The organism is Olleya sp. YS (assembly GCF_029760915.1).
Lineage (GTDB): Bacteria > Bacteroidota > Bacteroidia > Flavobacteriales > Flavobacteriaceae > Olleya.
In genome coordinates, this window is sequence record NZ_CP121685.1 from 760,276 (window position 1) to 784,098 (window position 23,823).

At 33.2% G+C, this 23,823-nt stretch carries 16 protein-coding genes and 1 tRNA gene; 8 read left to right on the forward strand and 9 right to left on the reverse strand.

Annotation, left to right across the window (positions count from 1 at the left end; all coding sequences use genetic code 11):
• Window positions 1-44: 44 nt before the first annotated feature.
• The 5 genes from Ollyesu_RS03515 to Ollyesu_RS03535 form a co-directional block, all read right to left on the reverse strand.
• Complete coding sequence (locus Ollyesu_RS03515; RefSeq protein ID WP_279302413.1) at window positions 45-2,003, reverse strand: glycoside hydrolase family 13 protein; 1,959 nt, start codon at window positions 2,001-2,003, stop codon at window positions 45-47.
• Between the two features lie 19 nt (window positions 2,004-2,022).
• Window positions 2,023-4,329 carry a glycoside hydrolase family 65 protein gene (locus Ollyesu_RS03520; RefSeq protein ID WP_279302414.1) on the reverse strand — a complete coding sequence of 769 codons (2,307 nt, stop codon included), beginning with the start codon at window positions 4,327-4,329 and terminating at the stop codon, window positions 2,023-2,025.
• Window positions 4,330-4,450: 121 nt separating this feature from the next.
• Window positions 4,451-5,107 carry a beta-phosphoglucomutase gene (pgmB, locus tag Ollyesu_RS03525; RefSeq protein ID WP_279302415.1) on the reverse strand — a complete coding sequence of 219 codons (657 nt, stop codon included), beginning with the start codon at window positions 5,105-5,107 and terminating at the stop codon, window positions 4,451-4,453.
• A 1-nt stretch (window position 5,108) separates the two neighbouring features.
• Window positions 5,109-6,482 (reverse strand): MFS transporter, encoded by a 1,374-nt coding sequence (locus Ollyesu_RS03530; RefSeq protein ID WP_279302416.1) that lies wholly within the window; start codon window positions 6,480-6,482, stop codon window positions 5,109-5,111.
• A 132-nt stretch (window positions 6,483-6,614) separates the two neighbouring features.
• Entirely contained in the window at window positions 6,615-7,655 is a 1,041-nt protein-coding gene (locus Ollyesu_RS03535; protein WP_279302417.1) for a LacI family DNA-binding transcriptional regulator, read from the reverse strand.
• 268 nt (window positions 7,656-7,923) lie between these two features.
• Between Ollyesu_RS03535 and Ollyesu_RS03540 the strand changes: the two genes are divergently transcribed.
• The 4 genes from Ollyesu_RS03540 to Ollyesu_RS03555 all read left to right on the forward strand — a co-directional run bounded on the left by Ollyesu_RS03540 (window position 7,924) and on the right by Ollyesu_RS03555 (window position 17,086).
• Window positions 7,924-10,833, forward strand: a complete 2,910-nt coding sequence (locus Ollyesu_RS03540; protein ID WP_279302418.1) for a TonB-dependent receptor — start codon at window positions 7,924-7,926, stop codon at window positions 10,831-10,833.
• 15 nt (window positions 10,834-10,848) lie between these two features.
• Window positions 10,849-12,738 carry a RagB/SusD family nutrient uptake outer membrane protein gene (locus tag Ollyesu_RS03545; protein WP_279302419.1) on the forward strand — a complete coding sequence of 630 codons (1,890 nt, stop codon included), beginning with the start codon at window positions 10,849-10,851 and terminating at the stop codon, window positions 12,736-12,738.
• 12 nt (window positions 12,739-12,750) lie between these two features.
• The gene (locus tag Ollyesu_RS03550) at window positions 12,751-14,091 is read left to right on the forward strand and encodes a SusE domain-containing protein (RefSeq protein WP_279302420.1); all 1,341 of its coding nucleotides are present in this window, start codon (window positions 12,751-12,753) and stop codon (window positions 14,089-14,091) included.
• Window positions 14,092-14,170: 79 nt separating this feature from the next.
• Window positions 14,171-17,086, forward strand: coding sequence for an alpha-amylase family glycosyl hydrolase (locus Ollyesu_RS03555; protein WP_279302421.1), 2,916 nt, complete (start codon window positions 14,171-14,173; stop codon window positions 17,084-17,086).
• Window positions 17,087-17,154: 68 nt separating this feature from the next.
• Here the strand turns inward: Ollyesu_RS03555 and Ollyesu_RS03560 are convergent.
• Window positions 17,155-17,236, reverse strand: a tRNA-Leu gene (locus Ollyesu_RS03560).
• Between the two features lie 111 nt (window positions 17,237-17,347).
• Here Ollyesu_RS03560 and Ollyesu_RS03565 point away from each other — a divergent pair.
• The 4 genes from Ollyesu_RS03565 to Ollyesu_RS03580 all read left to right on the forward strand — a co-directional run bounded on the left by Ollyesu_RS03565 (window position 17,348) and on the right by Ollyesu_RS03580 (window position 22,383).
• Window positions 17,348-18,733, forward strand: coding sequence for a dipeptidase (locus tag Ollyesu_RS03565; RefSeq protein WP_279302422.1), 1,386 nt, complete (start codon window positions 17,348-17,350; stop codon window positions 18,731-18,733).
• 107 nt (window positions 18,734-18,840) lie between these two features.
• Complete coding sequence (locus Ollyesu_RS03570) at window positions 18,841-19,206, forward strand: BlaI/MecI/CopY family transcriptional regulator (protein WP_279302423.1); 366 nt, start codon at window positions 18,841-18,843, stop codon at window positions 19,204-19,206.
• Window positions 19,207-19,208: 2 nt separating this feature from the next.
• The gene (locus Ollyesu_RS03575; RefSeq protein ID WP_279302424.1) at window positions 19,209-21,164 is read left to right on the forward strand and encodes a M56 family metallopeptidase; all 1,956 of its coding nucleotides are present in this window, start codon (window positions 19,209-19,211) and stop codon (window positions 21,162-21,164) included.
• 118 nt (window positions 21,165-21,282) lie between these two features.
• A complete protein-coding gene (locus tag Ollyesu_RS03580; protein WP_279302425.1) occupies window positions 21,283-22,383 on the forward strand; it encodes a DUF4407 domain-containing protein in 1,101 nt (366 codons plus the stop codon).
• Here the strand turns inward: Ollyesu_RS03580 and Ollyesu_RS03585 are convergent.
• The 3 genes from Ollyesu_RS03585 to Ollyesu_RS03595 are packed head-to-tail and all read right to left on the reverse strand — an operon-like array spanning window position 22,378 to window position 23,640.
• On the reverse strand, window positions 22,378-22,641 hold the full coding sequence (locus Ollyesu_RS03585) for a DUF1272 domain-containing protein (protein WP_279302426.1): 264 nt from the start codon (window positions 22,639-22,641) through the stop codon (window positions 22,378-22,380). The genes Ollyesu_RS03580 and Ollyesu_RS03585 overlap by 6 nt on opposite strands.
• Before the next feature lie 2 nt (window positions 22,642-22,643).
• Window positions 22,644-23,222 (reverse strand): alkylphosphonate utilization protein, encoded by a 579-nt coding sequence (locus tag Ollyesu_RS03590; RefSeq protein ID WP_279302427.1) that lies wholly within the window; start codon window positions 23,220-23,222, stop codon window positions 22,644-22,646.
• A 58-nt stretch (window positions 23,223-23,280) separates the two neighbouring features.
• Window positions 23,281-23,640, reverse strand: coding sequence for an MmcQ/YjbR family DNA-binding protein (locus Ollyesu_RS03595; protein ID WP_279302428.1), 360 nt, complete (start codon window positions 23,638-23,640; stop codon window positions 23,281-23,283).
• Window positions 23,641-23,823 lie beyond the last annotated feature (183 nt).

Genomic DNA, 23,823 nt, shown 5'->3' on the forward strand with positions numbered 1-23,823 from the left:
TCATTTAATTGAGACCTCTCGACTACGCTCGAGGTAACATTTGTTTATAATTTGGTAGTTAATAGTAAGCTTCCTCTTTCTTTTAATTGGATGTCATCTTGCCATACAAAAGTTTCACCAGTGATGATGTTTTTCAATGTTTTTCCGTTTAAACCGACTTCTTCATAGCGTTTTAAATCGATAGTAATTGGTTCATCATTTTTATTAATAATATGTACAACGGTTTCGCCTTCAACAACTCTAAACAAGAAATACGTTCCTAAAAATGGTGCAAAATGAATGGTTTTACCATCGTGAATGGCAGCACTTGTTTTTCTGTAATTCAGCACCTTTTTAAGATAGTTTTGCATATCTTTTTGGTCGTCTGTTAATCCTTCACCTGTAAATGCATTAACGGTATCACCTTGCCAACCACCAGGAAAATCCGTACGGATTAATCCATGATCGCCTGGTTTTTCAAAGTCATTCATTAAGATTTCTGTTCCATAATAAAGTTGTGGTGTTCTTGGTAGCATTAATAAATAACTTAGTGCCATTTTTGTATTTGGAATATCACCTTTTAATTGTGTAAAAATGCGGCTCATATCATGATTATCTGGAAAAATCATGATGTCTTTTGGTGAGGTATATGCAAAGTCGTTTGCCAAACCTTCGTACATTTTAACTAATCCAGTGTCCCATTTTTCTTCTTCATTTAAAGCGTCAACGATATGTCTTTGCATTGCAAAATCCATGGTTGATTTTAAATTGGATTTGTAACCATCTTTGTTTTTGTTTCCATCTTGCCAATAGGCTATTAGCAATGGGTTATAACTCCATTCTTCACCAACGATATTAAAATTAGGATATTCGTTCATGATTGCTCCTGCCCAATTAGCCATAAATGTTTTATCAGGATATGGATAAGTGTCTTGTCTTATTCCGCTTAGGTTTAGCGTTTCAATCCACCAAATGCTATTTTGAATAATATAGTTAGCCATAAACGGATTACGCTGGTTTAAATCTGGCATTGCACTAACAAACCAACCTTCTGCCATTTCTTTTTTATCACGCATAGCAGCATACAAATCTTGATTGCTTGTACGTCTATGATTGGAATTGTTTAATGGTTTATTATTTTCAAAATTGGCTTGTTGGTTTACCCAATCTTTAAATGGTAAATCTTGCATCCACCAATGCTCACTTCCGCAATGGTTAGCCACTTGGTCCATGATAATTCCCATTCCTTTTTCTTTGGCTTTTGTAGATAATTCTTCATACTCTTTTAAAGTTCCAAAACGAGGATCAACTCGATAAAAATCGGTCATTGCATAGCCATGATAAGAGGATTCAGGCATATCATTAATTAATAATGGACTAGACCATATTTGGGTAAAACCCATATCTTGAATATAATCTAAATGTTGAATGATTCCCTTGATGTCTCCACCATGTCTGCCATAATCATCTTGTCTATTAATAGTAGCTTCTTTTAAAAGGCTTACTTGTTCTCCATTTTCGTTAATACTAGAAGCATCTAAATAAATATCATTAGAAGTATCTCCATTTGCAAATCGATCTGGAGTAATCAAATAAATGACGTCACTGCTATCAAAACCTTGAAAATCTGTTGCGTCTCTTTCTCTATCTTTTAACTCATATGTTTGGGTTAGCTGCTTCCCATCTTTAAATTTGAAGTTGATATTAAATTGACCTGCTTTAGCACTTTCAGCAATAGCTAAATCAACAAACAAATAATTAGGACTATCAGCTTTATGTACTTTTTCAATTGAAACACCTTGGTAGTTGATGCTTAATTCTGCGTCAGAAATGTTTGGATGCTTCACTAGTAATTGAAACTGATTGTTATTAAAACCAATCCACCAATTAGGCGGTTCTACTCTTTCGATATCGTTTTTAGCTTCGGTAACTACTTCTGGCGCTTTAGTTTCTTGAGTTTTATTTTTACAAGACAAACTAACACTAACTAAAATTATTAATGCTACGTGTATTAATTTTTTCATTTTAATTAGTGTTTTCAAATTATATTTTAACTAAATTATTAGGTGAAATAGTGACTTGCTTATTGTTTACAATAATGTCTAAATTATTTTGTCCTTCTAACTCAAAAGCAGTTTCGTTTTGCGAAATAGTCACTTTTAAAATTTGATCTCTAAAATTTACTTTAAAGGAGTAGGCTTCCCATTGTTTAGGAATACGAGGTTCAAAATTTAGCATGTCGTTTTTAATACGCATACCTCCAAAACCTTCTACAATACTCATCCATGTACCAGCCATGCTAGTAATGTGCAAACCTTCTTCAACTTCTTTATTATAATCATCTAAATCTAAACGAGAGGTGCGCAAATAAAAGGTATATGCTTGATCCATTTGATCTAACTTAGCAGCTTGTATGCTATGCACACAAGGTGACAGTGAACTTTCATGCACTGTAAAAGGTTCGTAGAAATCGAAATGGCGTTTTAATTCTTCAGTTGAAAATTGATCTTCAAAGAAATAAAATCCTTGTAATACATCAGCTTGCTTTATGTAAGGTGAACGTAAAATGCGGTCCCAACTCCATTTCTGATTAATTGGTCTATCTGTTTTAGGCAAGTCTTCAACTGTAATTAATTCTTTATCTAAAAAGCCATCTTGTTGTAAATACACTTGGTGTTTTTCAGAATACGGAAAATACATATTTTCTGCTACTTTTTTCCAAGTGTGAAGTTCTTCATGCGTGATTTTAGTTTTACCTTCAATACGTAAATAGTCGTCGTGATAACCTTCTTTTACTTTATCAATAGTTTCTAACGCATATTCGATACACCATTTTGCTAAATAATTAGTGTACCAGTTATTGTTTATATTATTTTCGTATTCGTTTGGACCAGTAACACCTAAAATAACATACTGATTTTTATCTGTTGAAAACGTAGCACGTTGCTGCCAGAATCTAGCAATAGCAATTAAGACTTCTAGTCCCATTTCTGGGATATAGCTATAATCTCCTGTGTAACGATAGTAGTTAAAAATGGCAAATGCAATTGCTCCATTACGGTGGATTTCCTCAAAGGTAATTTCCCATTCGTTGTGGCATTCTTCACCATTCATGGTTACCATTGGATATAATGCTGCTCCATTTGAAAAGCCTAATTTTTCGGCATTTTCAATCGCTTTTTCTAAGTGGTTGTATCTGTATTTTAGTAAGTTTCTAGCGACTTGTTGGTCTTTGGTTGCCATATAAAATGGGATACAATAGGCTTCGGTATCCCAATAGGTACTTCCTCCATATTTTTCGCCAGTAAAACCTTTTGGACCAATATTTAAGGTTGAATCTTTTCCTAAATAGGTTTGATTTAATTGAAAAATATTAAAGCGAATCCCTTGTTGTGCCTTAACGTCACCATCTATGGTAATGTCTGACATTTCCCAAATTTTAGACCAAGCCTCTTTTTGATTATCTAAAAGTGCCTTAAAGCCCATTTTTTTAACTGTTTTTAAAGCTTCTTTAGCTACAGAAACTAGCTCTCTTTTATCATGATTTCTATCGACTGTATAACCTCCAAATTTATTGATGGTATAGGTTTCTCCTTTTTTTACAGGATACTCATAACTAAATGAAGCTAAACTTGCATCTGCATTTATATTAGGTTCTATCAATACCGATTTATCATTGATAAACACCTGTGATTCCATGAATGTACAGGTATAAAAATCTGTCTTCATGGTTTTAGCTTCAATAAATGCTTGGTGATTCTCGTGACTGACGTTTAAAGTGTCCCAAAATTTATCATCCCAATTGGTGTCTTCATTAGTAATTCCACTATCTAAATACGGTTGAAACGTGATTTTGGCATCAGTATTAATTGGAGTAATATCAAATTTAATAGCTCCAACCTCATCATACTCTAAACTTAAAAAACGCTTTACAGCAACTTTGACTTGTACTTTATTTTGAAGCGTTGCGTTAAACGATCTTGACAACCAACCTTCTTTCATGTTAAGTTCTCTTCTAAAGTCTGTAACTGAAGTGCATGAGTTTAAATCCAATTGTTCGTCATTAATCTGTACATTAATACCAATCCAGTTTGGTGCATTTAATACTTTTGCAAAATACTCTGGATAACCATTTTTCCACCAACCCACTCTGGTTTTGTCTGGATAATAAACACCTGCAATGTAACTACCTTGAAAGGTCTCACCTGTGTATTGTTCTTCAAAATTAGCACGTTGTCCCATTGCACCATTTCCGATGCTGAATAAACTTTCTGAAGATTTTACACGTTCAGCATCAAAACCTTCTTCAATTATAGACCAGTTGTTTGGTTGTATATAATCTTGATTCATTTTTTTATTAAGATATTAGAACATAGATGCTAGATTGCTTCGCTTTTAGACTGACTCTTGCTCTTTAATTATTTGTTTTATTATGAAAGACACTTCGACTGCGCTCAGTGTGACATTCAATTTATTTGTTTATTAATTTGTCGATGAAGCTGTTATCAATTTCAGTAAAATCTGAAAATATATAATCGGCTTCGTGTAATACATTTTTCTCTCCTATACCAATACTTATCATATTTGCTGTATTTGCTGCTTGTACTCCTGCTAAAGAGTCTTCAAATACTATACAATCTTCCGGCTTCATATTTAAGTGCTGTGCAGCAATTAAAAACACCTCTGGATCTGGTTTGGCTTTGCTAACGTCATTACCATCTACAATCGCATCAAACTTTGAAAGCAAGTTGACTTTCTCTAAAATTGGTCGTGCATTTTTACTTGCTGATCCTAATGATATGGGTTGTTTTTGCTCTATTAAATAATTCAAAACTCTTGGTATATCTGGCAAAATTTCAGACTCAGTCATTTTAGCAATGAAGCTTAAATACTCTTCGTTTTTTTTACCCATTAACAACGCAAACAATTCCTTTGAGATGGTTTTGTTTCCCCATTCTAATATTTTTTCTAACGATTTTACTCGGCTAACCCCTTTTAGTTGTTCGTTTTGCTCATGTGTAAAATCTATATCTATACTTTTTGCAAGGTTTTTCCAAGCTAAAAAATGATATTTTGCAGTGTCTACAATGACACCATCTAAATCGAATATGAATCCTTTTTTAGTCATTTTATACTTCCTCTGGTTGATAAGAAATTGCGTTTTTGTTTGTGATTAATAAGTTGCAAAGACCTGCAATTATTAAACTAATTCCTGCAATTGTCATTGCATGAATGGCTTCTTCACCTAATAATCCTGAAATAAAGTTTATACCACCAAGTGCAGCAATTATTTGTGGGATGACAATAAACATATTGAAAATCCCCATAATTACTCCCATCTTTTTTGGATCAACAGAACTAGATAACATCGCGTAAGGCATGGATAAAATACTTCCCCAGGCAAACCCAATAAGAATAAAACAATATTTTAATTGTTCTGGTGAAGCGTAATTCATAAATAAGAAACCTATTCCTCCTAGAATTAGTGATACCATATGCACTAATTTTCTATTGATATTTCTTTTAGCTGTATATAATACTAGTAGTAGTGCAAAAGCCATAGATGACAAACCGTAAACACCCATTGCAGATCCTACTAAGTTTGATGATTTTTGAAATGCTGTATTAACAACATCAAATTCTGCTTTCTGTAAAGCATCTGCCATATCGTACGCAGATTCTATAGGTGCAGGAGTTGCAAACACATGTTCTGTAAGTGCTGGATTAGCTAAACTCCACATAGTAAAAAATGCAAACCAAGAAAAAAACTGGATGATTCCTAATTTCTTCATAGTTAATGGCATATTGCCAATATTGTTTAAAATATCTGGAATAAAATTATTCTTTTTTGCTTTTTCTTTTTCGAACTCTTCCATATCCTCTGGTGGATATTCTGTAGTTGTGAAAACTGTGTAAAGTATACTTGCTAAAAAGACAAACGCTCCAATAGCAAATGCTATTTTAACAGAATCTGTGATTACACCAGAATCTGCAGAATCGCTAACTCCAAATTGAGACACCATCCATGGTAAATTACTGGCTACCCAAGTTCCTATTCCAATGATTAATGTTTGAACAACAAAACCATAAGATCGCTGAGAATCTGGTAGTTTGTCGGCAACTAGTGCTCTAAAAGGTTCCATTGAAATGTTTATAGATGCATCAAGTACCCATAAAAATCCTGCAGCAACCCAGAGCGCTGGTGAGTAGGGAACAAAAAATAATGCTAGAGAACTTAAAATAGCTCCTATTAAAAAATAAGGTCTGCGTCGTCCCCATTTAACACTCCAAGTTCGATCACTCATGTAACCTATTATTGGCTGTACCAATAATCCTGTTAAAGGTGCTGCAATCCATAATAATGGGATTTCATCCTTACTAGCTCCTAATGTTTGAAATATTCGAGACATAAAGCCTCCTTGTAATGCAAAACCGAATTGGATTCCCAGAAAACCGAAACTCATGTTCCAGATTTCCCAAAAACCTAGCGTGCGTTTTTTCATAATAGTATGTTATTAGTTTATACTATTTGATAAGCGAAAAAACCTATCAAAACTAAATTACCTGAGAAGTAAAAATTTACGTTTTGATTGCTGTAAAGATATAAAAGTTTTTAAATGGTGAGTGTTAAATTTTTATTTTGTGGAAGCTCGTTCTATTAATTCGGTTTCAATAACGACTGTTTCATAGATATCTTCTTCGTCTTCGCGTTCTAGGTTGTTGATTAATAATTCGGCTGCTTTTTCACCAATTTTTTGACCATGTTGACTGACTGTTGTTAGTGAAGGTACTGCATGTTTAGACAAAACACCATCTGTAAATCCTATAATTTGAATATCTTCTGGTATATTTAACCCAAGCTTTCTGGCTACTTTCATAGCAGTAATAGCATACAGCTCGTTAACTGCAAAAATCCCGTCAAGTTTTTTATTTTTTTGAAATAAGATTTCAATTTCTTTTTCAAGGGAATCTAAATGATCTTCAGACAATAATTCGTCATCAACCTTTAGAATCAGGCTTGCTTTAGGACTGATTTTATAATCTTCTAATGCTTCTAGATAGCCTTGTGTCCTAAATTTACCAACACTTACATAATCTTTAGTTGTAATGATAGCGATACTTTTACAACCGTTTTCTAATAATTTATTAACTGCTTTTCTGGCTCCTTCTGCATCATCAACAATAACTTTATCGCAATTAATTTCGTTAACCACTCTGTCAAACATTACTATTGGCATTCCTTGGCTAATGGTTTCGGTAAAATGATGATAATCTTGTTGCTGTAAGGTTTCTTTAGCAATAGATAATATAAATCCATCTATACTTCCATTAGCTAGCATTTCCATATTAATAACCTCTTTAGAAAACGACTCATTAGACAACCCAACAATTACGTTATATCCTCGTTTATTGGCAATTGCCTCGATACCACTAATAACTTTAGAGAAAAAATGATGTACAATCTCTGGAATGATAATACCTATAGTTTTAGTTTTCCGATTTTTAAGACTTAAAGCAATATTATTAGGTCTATAGTTATAAAGTTTAGCAAATGCTTGTACTTTTTGACGTGTGTCCTCACTAATCTCTATACTATTCCTTAATGCTTTGGACACGGTTGAAATGGATACGTCTAGCTCTCTTGCTATCTGTTTAAGTGTGATTTTTTTTTTCATAAGCTGATAAAAAACAAATCTAACATTTTAGATTTGACAATTATAAGGTGTTAAAATTATTAGTTTGAATGCAATAAGCTTTACAAAATGATGATTATTCATTATTTTTACGCTGTTTAAATTAAATACATAAAAAGTTTTCAACACGAAAACGTTTTCGCTGCTTATTATATAGGGCTCAGCAGAAATTTAACATAAATTTTACATAGATTTATCATCGAGAAGTAAAAATATACATTTAAAATTTAAACTAACTTAATATTATTGTATGAAAACAATTTTTAAAAGGCTACTATTAGCTTTACTGTTTATACCAACTGTTATGCTTGCACAAACAACAGTATCTGGAACAGTTACAGAACAAGCTACCGCCTTACCAATACCAACGGTAAATGTTGTTGTTAAAAACACAACCAACGGTACTGCTACTGATTTTGATGGTAACTATACACTTGACGTAAACAATGGAGATGTACTAGTATTCTCTTACATTGGATATTTAACTCAAGAAGTCACTTATACTGGACAGTCTAGGATAGATGTTTCTTTGGCAGAAGATGCTGCATTATTAGATGAGATTGTCGTAATTGGTTATGGAGGCGTTAAAAAAGAAGACTTAACTGGTACTACTGATTTATTAACCAGTGAAGATTTTAACAAAGGACCTATTGTATCTGCTCAATCACTTATTAGTGGTAAAGTAGCAGGTGTTAACGTGACTTCTGGAAGTGGAGCTCCTGGTGACGGTCAAAGCATCAATATTCGTGGTGCTGGATCTTTATCTTTAACAACACAGCCACTTTATGTGGTTGATGGTATTCCACTAGATAATGGAGGTGTTGGTGGTTCTAGAAACCCTTTAAACTTTATTAATCCTAACGATATTGAAACGTTTGTTGTTTTAAAAGATGCATCTTCTACCGCAATTTATGGGTCTAGAGCAGCAAATGGTGTTATTTTAATTACTACCAAAAAAGGAAAAAATAAAGATTTTAAATTTAATATAAGTTCTCAAACAACAGTATATAGTCCTGTAGATGAAATCGATGTATTATCTGCCAACCAATTTAGAGACTTAATAAACGACATAGGTACTCCAACACAGATTGCTTTATTAGGTAATGCAAATACAGACTGGCAAAATGAAATTTATACTACAGCTTTTGGACAAGATCATAATTTTAGTGCATTAGGTAATGCATTTGGTGTACCAATGAGAGCATCTTTAGGTTACTCAGAGCATGGAGGTATATTAGATGGAGACAATTTACAACGTACTACTGGTTCTGTTAGTTTGACTCCTACATTTTTTGAAGAGCATTTAAACGTAGAGTTAAATGCAAGAGCTATGTACACAGAAAACACCTTTGCAGATAGAGGTGCAATTGGTAGTGCTGTTGGATTTGATCCAACACAACCAATCTTTGACCCTAGCTCACAATACGGAGGGTATTTTGCGTGGTTAGATACCGGAACAGGAAATCAAAACAACTTAGCGCCTACAAACCCTTTAGCTCTTTTAAATTTAATTGATGATACAGCTGAAGTAAGACGATTTGTTGGTAATGCTAAATTAGATTATAAAATTCATGGGTTTGAGGATTTAACTGCTACAGTAAATGTAGGTTTTGATACTTCTAATAGCCATGGTAGAAGAATTACTTCAGAACTGATTCCAACATCTGATGCTACTTTTAATGGATCTAGAACTAGTTATGTACAAAATTCAGACAACAAGGTTTTTGATGCCTATTTAACTTATAGAAAATCATTTAACGATGTACATAACTTAACTGTTGCTGGAGGTTATGCTTATCAGTCTTTTGAGTTTGATAATTTCAGTAGCGACAGTGAAGCTCAAGAAGATGGAAATCAGTTTGAATTTATTGACAAATCTAAAAATGTATTACTATCATATTTTGGTAGAGCAAATTATGACTACGATGGTAAATATTATTTAACAGCTACTTTAAGAGCTGATGCGTCTTCAAAATTAAATCCAGATGATCGTTGGGGAATTTTCCCTTCTGTTGCTGCAGCTTGGAGTATCCATAAAGAAGATTTTATGCAAGACTCTTTCTTTAACGAATTAAAACTTCGTGTTGGTTACGGAGAAGTTGGTAACGTTAACGGACTTGGTGACTATCAGTTTTTAACAAGATATCAAGGAAGTACAGATACTGCTAACTACCAATTTGGTACTGGATTCTTCCAGACATATAGACCAGAACCAGTAAATAAAGATTTACGCTGGGAAATTGGAAGAACATTTAACTTAGGTTTAGACTATGCTTTTCTTAACAGACGTATCTCAGGTTCCATTAATGCTTACGTAAAAGAAACTAATGATCTTATAGCAAGCTCATTGGTAGATCCTTTTACAAATTTTGGAAATAGAATTAATGCCAATATTGGTAATATGGAGAATAAAGGTCTAGAATTAAACCTTAATGTTATCCCTGTAAAAACAGATAACTTTGAATGGTCTGTAAACTATAACGTGGCGTTCAACGATAATGAAATTACTAAATTATCAGTTGATCAACCTCAAGGTGGAATTTCTACTGGAGTAGGAAACACTGTTCAAGTACACAGAGAAGGAGAATCAGCTAATAGTTTTTACGTTTTTGAACAAGTATATGATGCTTCAGGAACACCTTTAGAAGGCGTATTTGTTGACAGAAATGGAGATAACATTATAAACGATGAAGATAAATACATCAAAGAAGATCCATTTGGTGACATCCTAATGGGCTTTAATACTAATGTGAGCTACAAAAACTGGGATTTCTCTTTACAATCTAGAGCAAGTTTAGGAAACTACATGTACAATGATGTAGAAGCTAATAGAGGTATCTTAGTAAATGCTACTAACAACAATATCCTATCTAATATTCATGCAGATTATTATAATAGTGGGTTTACAGTAATTAGTGATAGAACAGCTTTAAGTGATCATTTTGTACAGGAAGCATCGTTCTTCAAAATTGATAATATAACTATTGGTTACACATTAGATAAATTAAAAAATACGACGTTTAGATTCTACGGATCTTTACAAAATGTTTTAATAGTAACAGATTATAATGGATTAGATCCAGAAATTAATTTAGGAATCGATAATAATTTTTATCCAAGACCTAGATCTTTCGTAATGGGTGTAAACATTGATTTTTAATTAAAAAAAAGAAAAATGAAAAAAGAACTCAAACATTTAATTACTATCATGGTACTGTTTTTAGGACTAGTATCATGTCATGATGATTTAGATCAATCACCAATTGATCCAGACAGTTTTACTGAGGAAGACGTATTTGCTAATGCAACCGAAGCTAAAGGTGCTCTTGCAAAATTGTATGCAAGTTTAGCACTAACAGGACAGCAAGGACCAGCTGGTCAGGCAGATATTGCTGATATTGACGAGGGATTCTCTCAATACTCGCGTATGTTATTTAACTTAAACGAGTTAACAACAGATCATGCGGTTGTAGGTTGGGGTGATGCTGGATTACCTGATTTACACGGACAGTATTGGTCAGGAAGTAATGACTTTACAGAAGCAATGTATTATAGATTAGCTCAAGAAGTATCTTTTTGTAATTCATTTATAGAAAATGCTGGCGCTTTATCTGATGCTGAAGTACAATTTTATATAGCAGAAGCAAGGTTTTTACGTGCATTTGCGTATTATAACTTAATGGACTTATATGGTAATGTACCTCTAGTAACAGAAGTAACAACAGATTTACCAACACAAGCATCAAGAACAGAGTTATTTAATTTTGTTGAATCTGAGCTATTAGCAATACAAAACGATTTAAAACCAAGTGGATCTAACGAATACGGTAGAGTTGACCAAGTAGCTGCTTGGGCACTTTTATCAAAATTATATTTAAATGCTGAAGTTTGGACTGGAACACCTCGTTATACAGACTGTGTAACTTATTCTAGTAATGTAATGAACTCAACTTACAGTATTAATATGAATGATGCTAACGGAAACGGAACTGCTTATGATGAATTATTCTTAGCAGATAACGATACTAATGGTGCACAAAACGAATTTATTTTTGCATTAAACTTTGATGGTCTTAGATCTCAAACTTATGGTGGTACTACATTTTTAGTACATGCTGCAATAGGTGGGTCAATGAATGCTGCAGAATTTGGTGTAAATGGTGGCTGGGGAGGCTTAAGAACTACTAAAAATTTAGTAGAAAAATTCGCAACTGATATTAATGAGTTAAACAACGCGTTAGGAACTCAATCTGATTGGGGAATTGTAGGTGACGGAACTCCAAATGGATGGGGTGGACCAGACACAGAAATGTTTCAAACAGCTAGTAACGAATATGCTTTATATGCAGATTTAACTGACGGTTTCCTAAAATTTAGATTCAATGAAGATTGGGGAAATAATTATGGTGATGATGATCCCCAAGACGGAACTTTAGAACCAGGTGGTGGAAACATTCCTGTTACTGCTGGAACATATTACATTACTTTAGACTTAAATGCATTAACTTATAGCATTACACCATTTTCTGCAGACAGTAGAGGTATGTTTTATTCTGATGGTCAAAACTTAGAGATAGAAAGTATTCCACCTTTTGAAAACGGATATGCTGTAACAAAATTTAAGAATATTGATAGTAATGGAATGCAAGGAAGTGATTCTGCTGGAGATTTTGTAGATTCTGATTTGCCTTTAATCCGTTTAGCTGAGATATATTTAAACTATGCAGAAGCTTCAGTTAGAGGTGGTGGCGGAGATTTAAATTTAGCTGCAAATAAAATTAACGAATTACTAGAAAGAGCAACTGGTGGCACTTCAGCTAATATTTCAAGCGGAGACATCACATTAGATTTTATAATTGATGAAAGATCTAAAGAATTGTATTGGGAAGGTCAAAGACGTACAGACTTAATCCGTTACGATTACTTTACAACAAGTGCTTACTTATGGCCTTTTAAAGGAAATGAGCCTGCAGGTACATCTGTAGCTAGCTATAGAAATCTGTTTCCATTACCAACTAGTATTATAACAGTTAACCCTAACCTTTCTCAAAACGAAGGGTATTAATAACTTATTACAATGAAAAAAATAATTAATAATTCTATCTACTTATTAGGACTTTTACTAGTATTAGTAAGTTGTGATGACAAAGAATTAGTGACTTTAAACGCAGACGCTAATACTGTTTTAAGTGTTTCTGATCAAACACTTGTTTTAACAGAAGAGCTTGCAGAAACAGAAGTACTTACATTAAGTTGGTCAGATCCAGATTATGGTTTTGATGCAGCTGCTAATTACAAAATACAAATAGATTTTACAGGTGGAGATTTTAGTGCACCTCAATCTTTTTCTGCTGGATCAGACTTATCAAAAGTGTTATTAGGGCAAGAGTTAAATGGTAAATTATTATCTCTTGGAATAGTTCCTAACACTGCAACAGATATTGATTTTAGAATACAAACTACGCTTAGCGAATCTACTGTTATGTATTCAGATGCTAGAACAATAAATATTACAGCATATTCGTCTTTATTAGACCTTTCCACTAACTTAGGTGTTGTTGGAAGCGGAACTCCTGGAGGTTGGGACGCTGGGTCAGATAGACCTATATTAGATATTCCTTTTTATACAACAAGTACTACTAATCAATATGTAGCTTATGCTACATTACAAACTGGTGAAATTAAGTTTAGAAAAGATAACATGTGGACTGAAAACTATGGAGATGACGGTAACGATGGTACTCTGGAAGCAAATGGAGCTAATATTGCTGTTTCTGCTGGAAGCTATAAAATAACTGTTATGACTGATGATTCTGCTACGCCTTTATCATATACAATGGAACCATTTTCTTGGGGGCTTGTAGGAAGCGGAACACCAAATGGATGGGATGGACCAGATACACCAATGACATATAACTCTTACCAAGATAATTTTAAAACAGCAGTCACTCTAACTGATGGCGAAATGAAATTTAGATTTAACAATGATTGGGGAGTTAACTTTGGCGATGATGGTCTTGATGGAACATTAGAAGGTGGAGGAGCAAATATTCCTGTTTCTGCTGGACACTATATTATAACTTTAGATCTAAATACACAAACTTATGAGTTAGAAGCTATGGACGTTTGGGGATTAGTTGGAAGTGCTGCACCTAATGGTTGGGACGGTCCAAATCTTAAGTTTTTACCTGATTTTGGTATCAACGAAGGTTTCTACTACATTAATGGTGTAACCTTGACTGACGGAGAAATTAAAGTACGTCAAAATGACGCTTGGGGACTTAACTATGGAGATGATGGTAATGATGGTATGATGGAGCAAAATGGTGCTAATATTCCTGTAACAGCTGGAACTTATAATATTGTTTTTGATTTCTCAGGAGCAGCTCCGATGATTTCTCTTAACGCTTGGCAATAAAATAAGATATTGAATTAATTAAAAAAGTCTGCATTTATGATACATCATATGCAGACTTTTTATTTAAAAAAATTGAAAAATGAAAAGAATTTTATTCACTTTATGTTTGTTACTACCATTAATTGGTATATCACAAGTAACAACTAATCCAGATCCTATATTAATTGATCAACCTGTAACCATTACAGTTGATGTTACTGCAACGACATGTAATAGTATTGTTAATCCTACAAAAGTATACGCGCATTTAGGTGTAGGAGACGACTCTAATGAATATGGTATTAAGGTTGTTGGAAATTGGGGACAAGATGATGGTGTTGGAGAAATGACCAACAATGGTGATGGTACATGGAGCATTACCTTTACTCCAAACACATACTTTAACCTAACAGCAGCAGAAGAAGCTAACGTGACCAAAATGGGAATGGTATTCAGAAATCCAGATGGAACCCAAGAATTGAAACTTGATAATGGTGGATGCCAAAACTTTGTTTTTAATGTTGGTGCTTTTCAAGTAACAATGATTAATCCAGAATCAAACGGAACAGTTGCTGTTAACAATAACTCAGGTACGCAAATATTAGCACAAAACACAAATGGATCAGCTACATATGTACTTAAAGCCAATGGATCTGTTATAAACACTCAAACTACGACTTTTTACAGCTATTTCTTTCCTAACATCACAGAAAACAAATATTGTGAATTAGAAGTCACTCAAGGAGGTTCTGTAGTTACTAAAAAATTCATAATTCTAGTCAATGATACTCAATCTGCAGCTATGCCTGCAAATATGGAAAATGGTATTAATTATACTAGTAATACTACAGCAACTTTAGTCTTAGAAGCTCCATTAAAAGATTATGTTTATGTCGCGGGAAGTTTCAATAACTGGACACCAACTGCTAGTCACGCCATGAAAAAAGATCCAACTTCAGGAAAATTTTGGGTTGAAGTTACTGGTTTAACTGCTGGGCAAATAGAGACCTATCAATATTGGGTTGGCGCACAATCGCCTGTTGCGGACTCTCCTAGATTTGTAAAGGTAGCAGATCCTTTTTCGACTTTAGTGTTATCGCCTTTTGACGATCCATGGATACCTACATCATCATATCCTAATATACCAACTTATCCAACAGGTCAAGAAAGAGAAGTAACTGTACTTCAAACAGGTCAAATACCATACAATTGGCAAGTAACAAATTTTCAAAAACCTAAAAAAGAAGATTTAGTTATTTACGAGGTATTAATTAGAGATTTTGACAAAAATTCAGATGGTGGAAGAAACTTTCAACATCTTATAGATAGAATAGATTACTTTAAAAATTTAAAAGTCAATGCTATACAATTAATGCCAATCATGGAATTTGAAGGCAATGAAAGTTGGGGTTACAACACATCTTTTCATATGGCTTTAGACAAATATTATGGCACTGAAGATAAGTTTAAAGAATTTGTAGATTTATGTCATCAAAATGGAATTGCTGTCATTTTGGATATAGCATTAAACCACGCATTTGGTAGAAATCCTATGGTACGTATGTGGATGGACGATCCAGATGGTGATGGTTGGGGAGAGCCAAGTAGCGAAAACCCATACTTTAATGAAGTTGCACAACACAGTTATAGTGTAGGGTCTGACTTTAATCATACTGAACAGTATGATGCTCCAACTCCTGAAGCAACTACAACTAATCCAATAACAAACTATTATGTAGAACGTGTTATAAAGCATTGGATTGAAGAATTTAAAATTGATGGGTTCCGCTGGGACTTAACAAAAGGCTTTACCCAAAAAGCTGAATCTGGTGAATCTGCAACTAACAGTTACCAGTCTGATCGTGTCAATATTTTAAAAGCTTATGCTGATTACTCTTGGAGTTTAGATCCAACTCATTATGTAATTTTTGAACATTTAGGTGGAAATCAAGAAGAAAAAGAATGGGCAGATTACAGAGTTGGAGAAGACAAAGGGATCATGCTATGGGGAAAAATGACAAATCCTTACAACCAATTAACTATGGGTTACGCCTCAGGTAGTGACATTAATGGAATGGGACACAACAGTCGTAGTTTTATTGAACCAAGATTAATAGGTTACCCAGAAAGTCATGATGAAGAACGCTTAATGTATAGAAACCTTCAGTTTGGTAACACGACTAATCCAAGTCATAACGTTACTGACTTAAATACTTCAATTAAAAGAATGTCTCCTTTAGGTGCAGTATCATTAACTATTCCTGGTCCAAAAATGATTTGGCACTTTGGTGAACTTGGCATGGAAAATTCTATTTTTACATGTAATAATGGTACAGTTAACGAACCAGGTGGTGCTGACGGAGATTGTAAATTAGATACAAAACCACAACCTCAATGGGATAACAACTGGTTGACAGATGTTAATAGAAGTCAAGTGTATAATGATTGGTCTAGATTAAACGACTTAAAAATTAATGAACCCGTTTTTGAAGGCGATTATGCAATTAATTCTGGAAGTTTAACTCCTAAAATCTATATTTTTGATACTACTATACCAGCAAACGAATTACGCAATGTAGTCATATTAGCAAACTTTGATGTGACCACCCAAAATATAACTCCAGATTTCCCTTACACAGGAACTTGGTATGATTTAATGGATGAAACTAATACCACTTCAATTAACGTAACTAATACTACATCAACAATAAGCATTCCTGCTGGAGAATTCAGAATTTATGGTAATGCTGTACCACAAAGCTTAAGTAATGAAGAGTTTGATACAGTCGAATCATTTAAACTACATCCTAATCCAGCTTCAACGTCATTTTCATTAACTGTAAAGATGAAGACTATTAAGATCATTGATATCTCTGGTAAGTTAATAAAAGAGTTTAAAGGTAGTTTTGAGGCTGGTCATCAATTTGATATTGAAAACCTTTCTGAAGGGCTTTACCTTATTAAACTTGAAAACAATTTTGGTCAAACCAAAACAACTAAACTCATTAAAAATTAAAAATGAATCCATTTATTTATTAAATAATAAAAAAAGCTTCTCAGATTTGAGAAGCTTTTTTTAGTTTGTACAGGCGGAGAGACTCGAACTCTCACACCGTAAGGCACTAGATCCTAAGTCTAGCGTGTCTACCAATTCCACCACGCCTGCAACTTTCCATTTATAATGGGATGCAAATATAAACAATAGTTTCAATATTCATAATAACCGTAAACAAAATAATTTTCGTTTTTGTACTTTTACCTAAACTCAATTTTTAAGATGAAAAACATACAATCTTACGTTCAAGATAACAAACAACGTTTTATTGACGAACTTATAGAATTACTTAAAATTCCATCGATTAGTGCGGATTCTGCATACAAAAACGACACGATTAAAACAGCAGATGCAGTTGCAAAAAGCTTAACAGAAGCAGGCTGCGATGTGGTTGAAATATGTGAAACTGATGGTTATCCCATAATCTATGCACATAAAATAATAGATAAAAACCTACCAACCGTTTTAGTGTATGGACATTATGATGTACAACCACCAGATCCATTAAATTTATGGACTTCTCCGCCTTTTGAACCTGTAATTAAGGAAACCAAATTACATCCAGAAGGTGCTATTTTTGCACGTGGAGCTTGTGACGACAAAGGACAAATGTACATGCACGTCAAAGCTTTAGAATACATGACTAAGCATGGTGAACTTCCCTGTAATGTTAAGTTTATGATTGAAGGTGAAGAAGAAGTAGGAAGTGTTAACCTTGGTAAATTTGTTAAACAAAATCAAGAGAAGCTAGCAAATGATGTTATCTTAATTTCTGACACAGGAATGATTGCTAAAGATGTACCATCAATTACTACTGGATTAAGAGGTTTAAGTTATGTAGAAGTTGAAGTTACGGGTCCAAATCGTGATTTACATTCTGGTTTATATGGTGGAGCAGTTGCAAATCCTATAAACGTTTTAACAAAAATGATAGCGTCACTTCATGACGAAAATAACCATATTACAATTCCAGGTTTTTACGATAATGTTGAAGAATTAAGTCAAGACGAACGTGCACAAATGGCTAAAGCACCTTTTAATTTAGACAAATACAAAGAAGCTTTAGACATAGAAGCAGTTTATGGAGAAAAAGGATACACCACCAACGAACGCAACTCGATTAGACCAACGTTAGATGTTAACGGGATTTGGGGAGGTTATATTGGTGAAGGTGCAAAAACTGTTATTGCTAGTAAAGCTTACGCCAAAATCTCTATGCGATTAGTCCCTAATCAAGACTGGGAAAACATCACACAATTATTTAAAACACGTTTTGAAAATATCGCACCAAAAGGTGTAACTGTAAAAGTCACTCCACATCATGGAGGTCAAGGTTATGTCACACCAATCGATAGTATTGGCTATCAAGCAGCAAGTAAAGCCTATGAAGAAACGTTTGGCAAAACTCCTATTCCACAACGTAGTGGTGGAAGTATTCCAATAGTTTCATTATTTGAACAAGAATTAAAAAGTAAAACTATTTTAATGGGTTTTGGTTTAGATAGTGATGCTATACATAGTCCAAATGAACATTTTGGAATTTGGAATTATCTAAAAGGTATTGAGACCATCCCTTATTTTTATAAGCACTTTACAGCATTATCTTAATATAAAACCGCTCTTAAACGAGTGGTTTTTTTATAAAATATTACTCTACATTTGTAGAATTGATATTTTTACTCTACATTTGTAGAGAACATTCTAAATTTGTAGACATGCAATTATCGAAATCTGAAGAAGAATTAATGAATTATTTATGGAAGCTTGACCAAGCTTTTATGAAAGATTTACTAGAGGCTTACCCAGAACCAAAACCAGCAACAACTACAGTTGCTACCTTATTAAAGCGTATGACTGATAAAGGTTTTGTGGGTTATAAAACCTTTGGAAACTCAAGACAATACTTCCCTTTGGTTAAGAAAAAAGACTATTTTTCAAAGCATGTTAATGGATTGATTAAAAACTTTTTTAATGATAGTAGTTCTCAATTTGCGTCTTTTTTTACAAAAGAAACCGATTTGAGTAAAACAGAATTACAAGAGCTTCGCACTATCATTGATAACGAAATTAAAAACAAGTAGTTATGGAACTTATACTTTTAAAATCCAGTGCTTGTCTTTTAGTGTTACTAACGTTTTACAAATTCGCTTTAGAGCCTTTAAGTATCCATAAATTCAAGCGAATTTATTTGTTAACTGCTATTGTAGTAGCTGCTGTTATACCACTTATAACGTTTATTAAATATGTTGATCCAACTTTTACGTTTCCAGAATCGGATCCAAACGCAATAACTCCTCCTCCCTTTTTTGTAGCTGACGCTTCAATTGAAAAAGAAACTACTACTAATTATATGTCAACAATTTTATGGAGTATGTATGGCTTTGGAGTTGTTATTTTCTTAATAAGATTTTGTATTAATTTAGTTGGCATCATTTCAAAAATTAAAAACAATAACACATTAAAAAATAATCCTTTTGTAAATGTGTTGATAGAGCATTTACAAGTACCTCATACGTTTTTCAACTTTATTTTTTTAAATAAGGACAAGTTTGAAAACAATCAAATCCCAAAAGAGGTACTGTTGCACGAACAGACTCACGCCATTCAAAAACACAGTCTAGATATCTTGTTTTTAGAACTTGTTCAAATTGTGTTTTGGTTTAACCCATTATTATATTGGTTAAAAAAAGAAGTAAAACTTAATCATGAGTTTTTAGCAGATCAAGCTGTATTACATCAAGGAATAGAGACTAAAACCTATCAAAATATCTTGTTGTCGTTCTCATCAAACCATCAAGAATTAGCATTAGCATTAGCAAATGCTATTAATTATTCATCAATCAAAAAACGATTTACACTTATGAAAACACAAACACCAAAGTCAATAGTTTGGCTACGCAGTTTACTATTGCTACCACTTTTAGCATTGTTAATTTATAGCTTTAGTAGTACAAAAGAAATTGAAAAAGAGGTTGTACCTAAAATGGATATTGAAAATAATAACAATACATCTGCAATACTTTTTCAGGATGAAAAAGTAGCAAACACAAATTATGTAGGAAATAAAAATAATAAAGAAGCACATCAGTCTCCAGCAACACCAAAAGAGGTGGCAGATTATAATTCTTGGGCTAAAAAAATAAATAGTGAAACTATTAATTTAGGAAACAATGCAAAATCACTACCTATTGTAGAAGAAAAAAACTTAGTAAAATACATTGACATTTACAAAAGGATGACAATGGAACAAAAAGAGCAATCAGAGAAAATGCCTTTTGATGGTATTGAATTAAAAATTGATAATATAGATTTTTTAGAAAATCAAGATGGAGCAACAAAAAAACAGATTGCCGAATATAATGCTTTAGCTAAAAAGTATAATTCCATGTCAAAAGACAAGATGATTATAAAATCTAAAGATGTAGAACGTTTAAAATATTTATACAATGTCATGAGTGCAAAACAACGTGAAAAAGCAGAACCATTTCCTAATTTTCCAGAACCTCCAAAAGCACCTAAGCATAAAAAAGTAATAAAGGGAGAAGACTCAAGCATTCCTCCACTACCTCCACCACCACCTGCTCCAGAAGTTCCAGAGGAAAATACTACAGAAAGAAATAAAAAGCTAGCAGCTGCAAGAGCAAATATGGAAGCTAGAAGAGCAGAAATGGAGGCAAAACGTCAAGAGATGTTAGTTAAAAGAGAAGAAAAAATGAAAGAAAGAAACGAAAAATTAAAGGAACGATTAGAAAAAAGAGAGGCTCAATTAAAAGCTAATAAAACCAGAAGAGCAGAATTATCTGAAATGCCACCACCTCCTCCACCTCCAAAATCACCTATAGATCATGTGATTGATATGGCTAAAAAAGGCGCTTCTTTTTATTATAATGGAGAGGCCATTACCTCTGACAAAGCAATAGATTTACTTAAGAAAAATCCAGAATTAAACATTTCATCTCAGACTAATAATGGTGTATCAACTGTACACCTTTCAGAAAAACCAATTACAGTTAAAAATGGCAAAGTGGTAAATGACTAATCCTGTTCTAAATTATTTTAAAAAAGCTTCAATTACATTGAAGCTTTTTTTTGTTAAAACTGTAACAATATTAAACATTTAGCGTTCTAATAGATATCAATCAAAAATCAATCACATCATGTTAAAACAATTCTTTATGGTCTGCTCTGGTGCAGACACCAATCTTTTAAAAACTTCATCTTTAGGCGAACAAAATAAATATGCAGGAATTGGTGCAACTGTATTTTTCACAGCAGTTATGGCTTTTATAGCTTCTAGCTATGCACTATACACTGTTTTTGATAACCTCTATACATCTATTGGATTTGGTCTAATTTGGGGTCTATTAATTTTTAATTTAGACCGATTTATCGTTTCAACAATTAAAAAAAGAAATAGCTTTTTAGACGAATTTGTTCAAGCGACACCAAGATTAATTTTAGCTGTAATTATAGCAGTAGTCATCTCTAAACCTTTAGAATTAAAGATTTTTGAAAAAGAAATCAACCAAGTATTGTTAGAAGAAAAAAATGCAATGACGCTTCAAAATCAAGACGAAATTGCTTTACAATTTACACCTAAAGAAACCCAATTAAAACAAAGCATTGACGAACTTCAATCCGAAATTAAAACCAAAGAAGCAGAGGTGAATGCCTTATACGACACTTACATATCTGAAGCAGAAGGTACAGCAGGCACAAAACTGTTAGGAAAAGGTCCAGTGTATCAAGAAAAACGTGACAAGCATGATACCGCTTTAGCTGAATTACAGCAACTTAAAGCTACTAATAAAGAAAAGATTGCTACTATTGAAGCAAATCTACTTCAACTTAAAACAAATTATGATAACCAAGTAGCAACAACACAACCCATTATTGATGGATTTGATGGTTTAATGGCACGTGTTAATGCTTTAAGTAAATTACCTTGGTTACCTTCGTTTTTTATTTTTTTATTGTTTTTAGCAATTGAAACCTCACCAATTTTTGCAAAATTATTATCACCAAAAGGAGAGTATGATTTTAAATTAGAAGACCAAGAGACTGCTGTTAAAACTGTGGTAGAGCAACGTGTTGCAGAACGCCAATTAGCGCTTAAAACAGACTTTAAAATTAATGATAGGGTTTATTCTGATTTATCTGAAGAAGACGAATTGTATCAATCTAAACGTAAAAAAGCAAGAGAGTTAATGCAGCTTCAGGCTGATGCTTTTTACAAACAACAACAAAAAGCCTTATAAATTATATTTTTTTAGGTGTGCTTTGATGTCTTTAGGCTTATAAACAATAGTTGTAGAAGCTGGATATTTTTCTAATAAATGTGTAGGACGTATTGGTCTTTTAGAGAAATTACCACCACAATTAGGACAAACATTTTTAAATAACTCTGTTGCACATCTTGTACAATACGTACATTCAAATGTGCAGATCACAGCCTCTTCAGAATTATTAGGAAGAGATTTATTACAATGCTCGCAAGTGAGTCTAAGTTCTAACATTGTTACATTTTTTTTACATATTCTGTAATAATTACAATTTGGGTTGGACCTACTTTACCCTCAATATAATTAGCGTTCTCGTGGTCTAATCTAATGTTTCTAACTGCAGTCCCTTGTTTGGCAACCATACTGCTACCTTTCACTTTTAAATCTTTTACCAAAACTACATTATCTCCAGTTTCTAAAATAACACCATTGCAGTCTCTATGTATTATTTTTTCGCTTTCCTCTTTATGCTCACCAGTTGCTCTTGCTAATGCTAACGCGTCGTCATCTAAATACATCATGTCTAACAAATCTTTTGGCCAACCTTCGGCTCTAAGTCTTTGTAGCATACGCCAAGCCATGATTTGTACTGCAACGTGCTCGCTCCACATACTATCGTTTAGACATCTCCAATGGTTAGCATCCATGTCTATTTTACCTTCGATTTGGTCATGACAATTGGCACAAACTAATAAGCTTGTGTCAACCGTTTCGTTTAACGCAGGTGGAATGTTATATTGTTTAGTATCTGTTTTAGAAGTACACAGCTCGCAAGTTGAGTTGCTTCTGTCTTGTAACATTTGTAACACGCTCATATTTTATGTATTGAATGGCTACAATATTACATTTAATTAAAGCATAAAACAATTATTGCTATAAAGTATCTCTCAGTTTTTTAGGCATACCTTTTACTACCATATCATAAGAATGATCTATTAACTGTAGGATAAATTGCGGTTTTAATTCGCCCTTGTGAATATAAATAGTGTTCCAGTGGTTTTTATTCATATGAAAACCAGGCTCGATACTTTCGTATTCTGCTCGTAATTCTAATGAATAATCAGGATTTGCTTTAAGATTGATTGATGCTAAACCTTTTTCCCACTTGTCTAAAGGTGTTATTGCAAACATTTTTCCGGCTACTTTAAAAACAAGTGCATTTTTGTCAAACGGAAAATCTTCTGTAGCGTGTGGCTTACTTAAGCAGTATTCTCTAAGTTGTTCTATATCCATTACAGAACAAGATAAGAATTATTTTTTCTGTGACATCTTAATCTTATTAGATCCCTTTTTTAATCCTTTATAAGTTGGTTTGTGTTCCACATCAATTAATACAGGAATATCTAAGCTAATCAAAGTCTCATTAATGTATTGTAAAAATTTATTCATGGTTTGCGTTTTATACTTATATTAATG

Bases quoted from the DNA above. Each gene is read 5' to 3' on its own strand.
- pgmB (WP_279302415.1), bottom strand. From the start codon at position 5,107: ATGACTAAAAAAGGATTCATATTCGATTTAGATGGTGTCATTGTAGAC.
- Ollyesu_RS03585 (WP_279302426.1), bottom strand. From the start codon at position 22,641: ATGTTAGAACTTAGACTCACTTGCGAGCATTGTAATAAATCTCTTCCT.
- Ollyesu_RS03575 (WP_279302424.1), top strand. From the start codon at position 19,209: ATGGAACTTATACTTTTAAAATCCAGTGCTTGTCTTTTAGTGTTACTA.
- Ollyesu_RS03520 (WP_279302414.1), bottom strand. From the start codon at position 4,329: ATGAATCAAGATTATATACAACCAAACAACTGGTCTATAATTGAAGAA.
- Ollyesu_RS03535 (WP_279302417.1), bottom strand. From the start codon at position 7,655: ATGAAAAAAAAAATCACACTTAAACAGATAGCAAGAGAGCTAGACGTA.
- Ollyesu_RS03580 (WP_279302425.1), top strand. From the start codon at position 21,283: ATGTTAAAACAATTCTTTATGGTCTGCTCTGGTGCAGACACCAATCTT.
- Ollyesu_RS03555 (WP_279302421.1), top strand. From the start codon at position 14,171: ATGAAAAGAATTTTATTCACTTTATGTTTGTTACTACCATTAATTGGT.
- Ollyesu_RS03570 (WP_279302423.1), top strand. From the start codon at position 18,841: ATGCAATTATCGAAATCTGAAGAAGAATTAATGAATTATTTATGGAAG.
- Ollyesu_RS03515 (WP_279302413.1), bottom strand. From the start codon at position 2,003: ATGAAAAAATTAATACACGTAGCATTAATAATTTTAGTTAGTGTTAGT.
- Ollyesu_RS03595 (WP_279302428.1), bottom strand. From the start codon at position 23,640: ATGGATATAGAACAACTTAGAGAATACTGCTTAAGTAAGCCACACGCT.
- Ollyesu_RS03530 (WP_279302416.1), bottom strand. From the start codon at position 6,482: ATGAAAAAACGCACGCTAGGTTTTTGGGAAATCTGGAACATGAGTTTC.
- Ollyesu_RS03550 (WP_279302420.1), top strand. From the start codon at position 12,751: ATGAAAAAAATAATTAATAATTCTATCTACTTATTAGGACTTTTACTA.
- Ollyesu_RS03590 (WP_279302427.1), bottom strand. From the start codon at position 23,222: ATGAGCGTGTTACAAATGTTACAAGACAGAAGCAACTCAACTTGCGAG.
- Ollyesu_RS03540 (WP_279302418.1), top strand. From the start codon at position 7,924: ATGAAAACAATTTTTAAAAGGCTACTATTAGCTTTACTGTTTATACCA.
- Ollyesu_RS03565 (WP_279302422.1), top strand. From the start codon at position 17,348: ATGAAAAACATACAATCTTACGTTCAAGATAACAAACAACGTTTTATT.
- Ollyesu_RS03545 (WP_279302419.1), top strand. From the start codon at position 10,849: ATGAAAAAAGAACTCAAACATTTAATTACTATCATGGTACTGTTTTTA.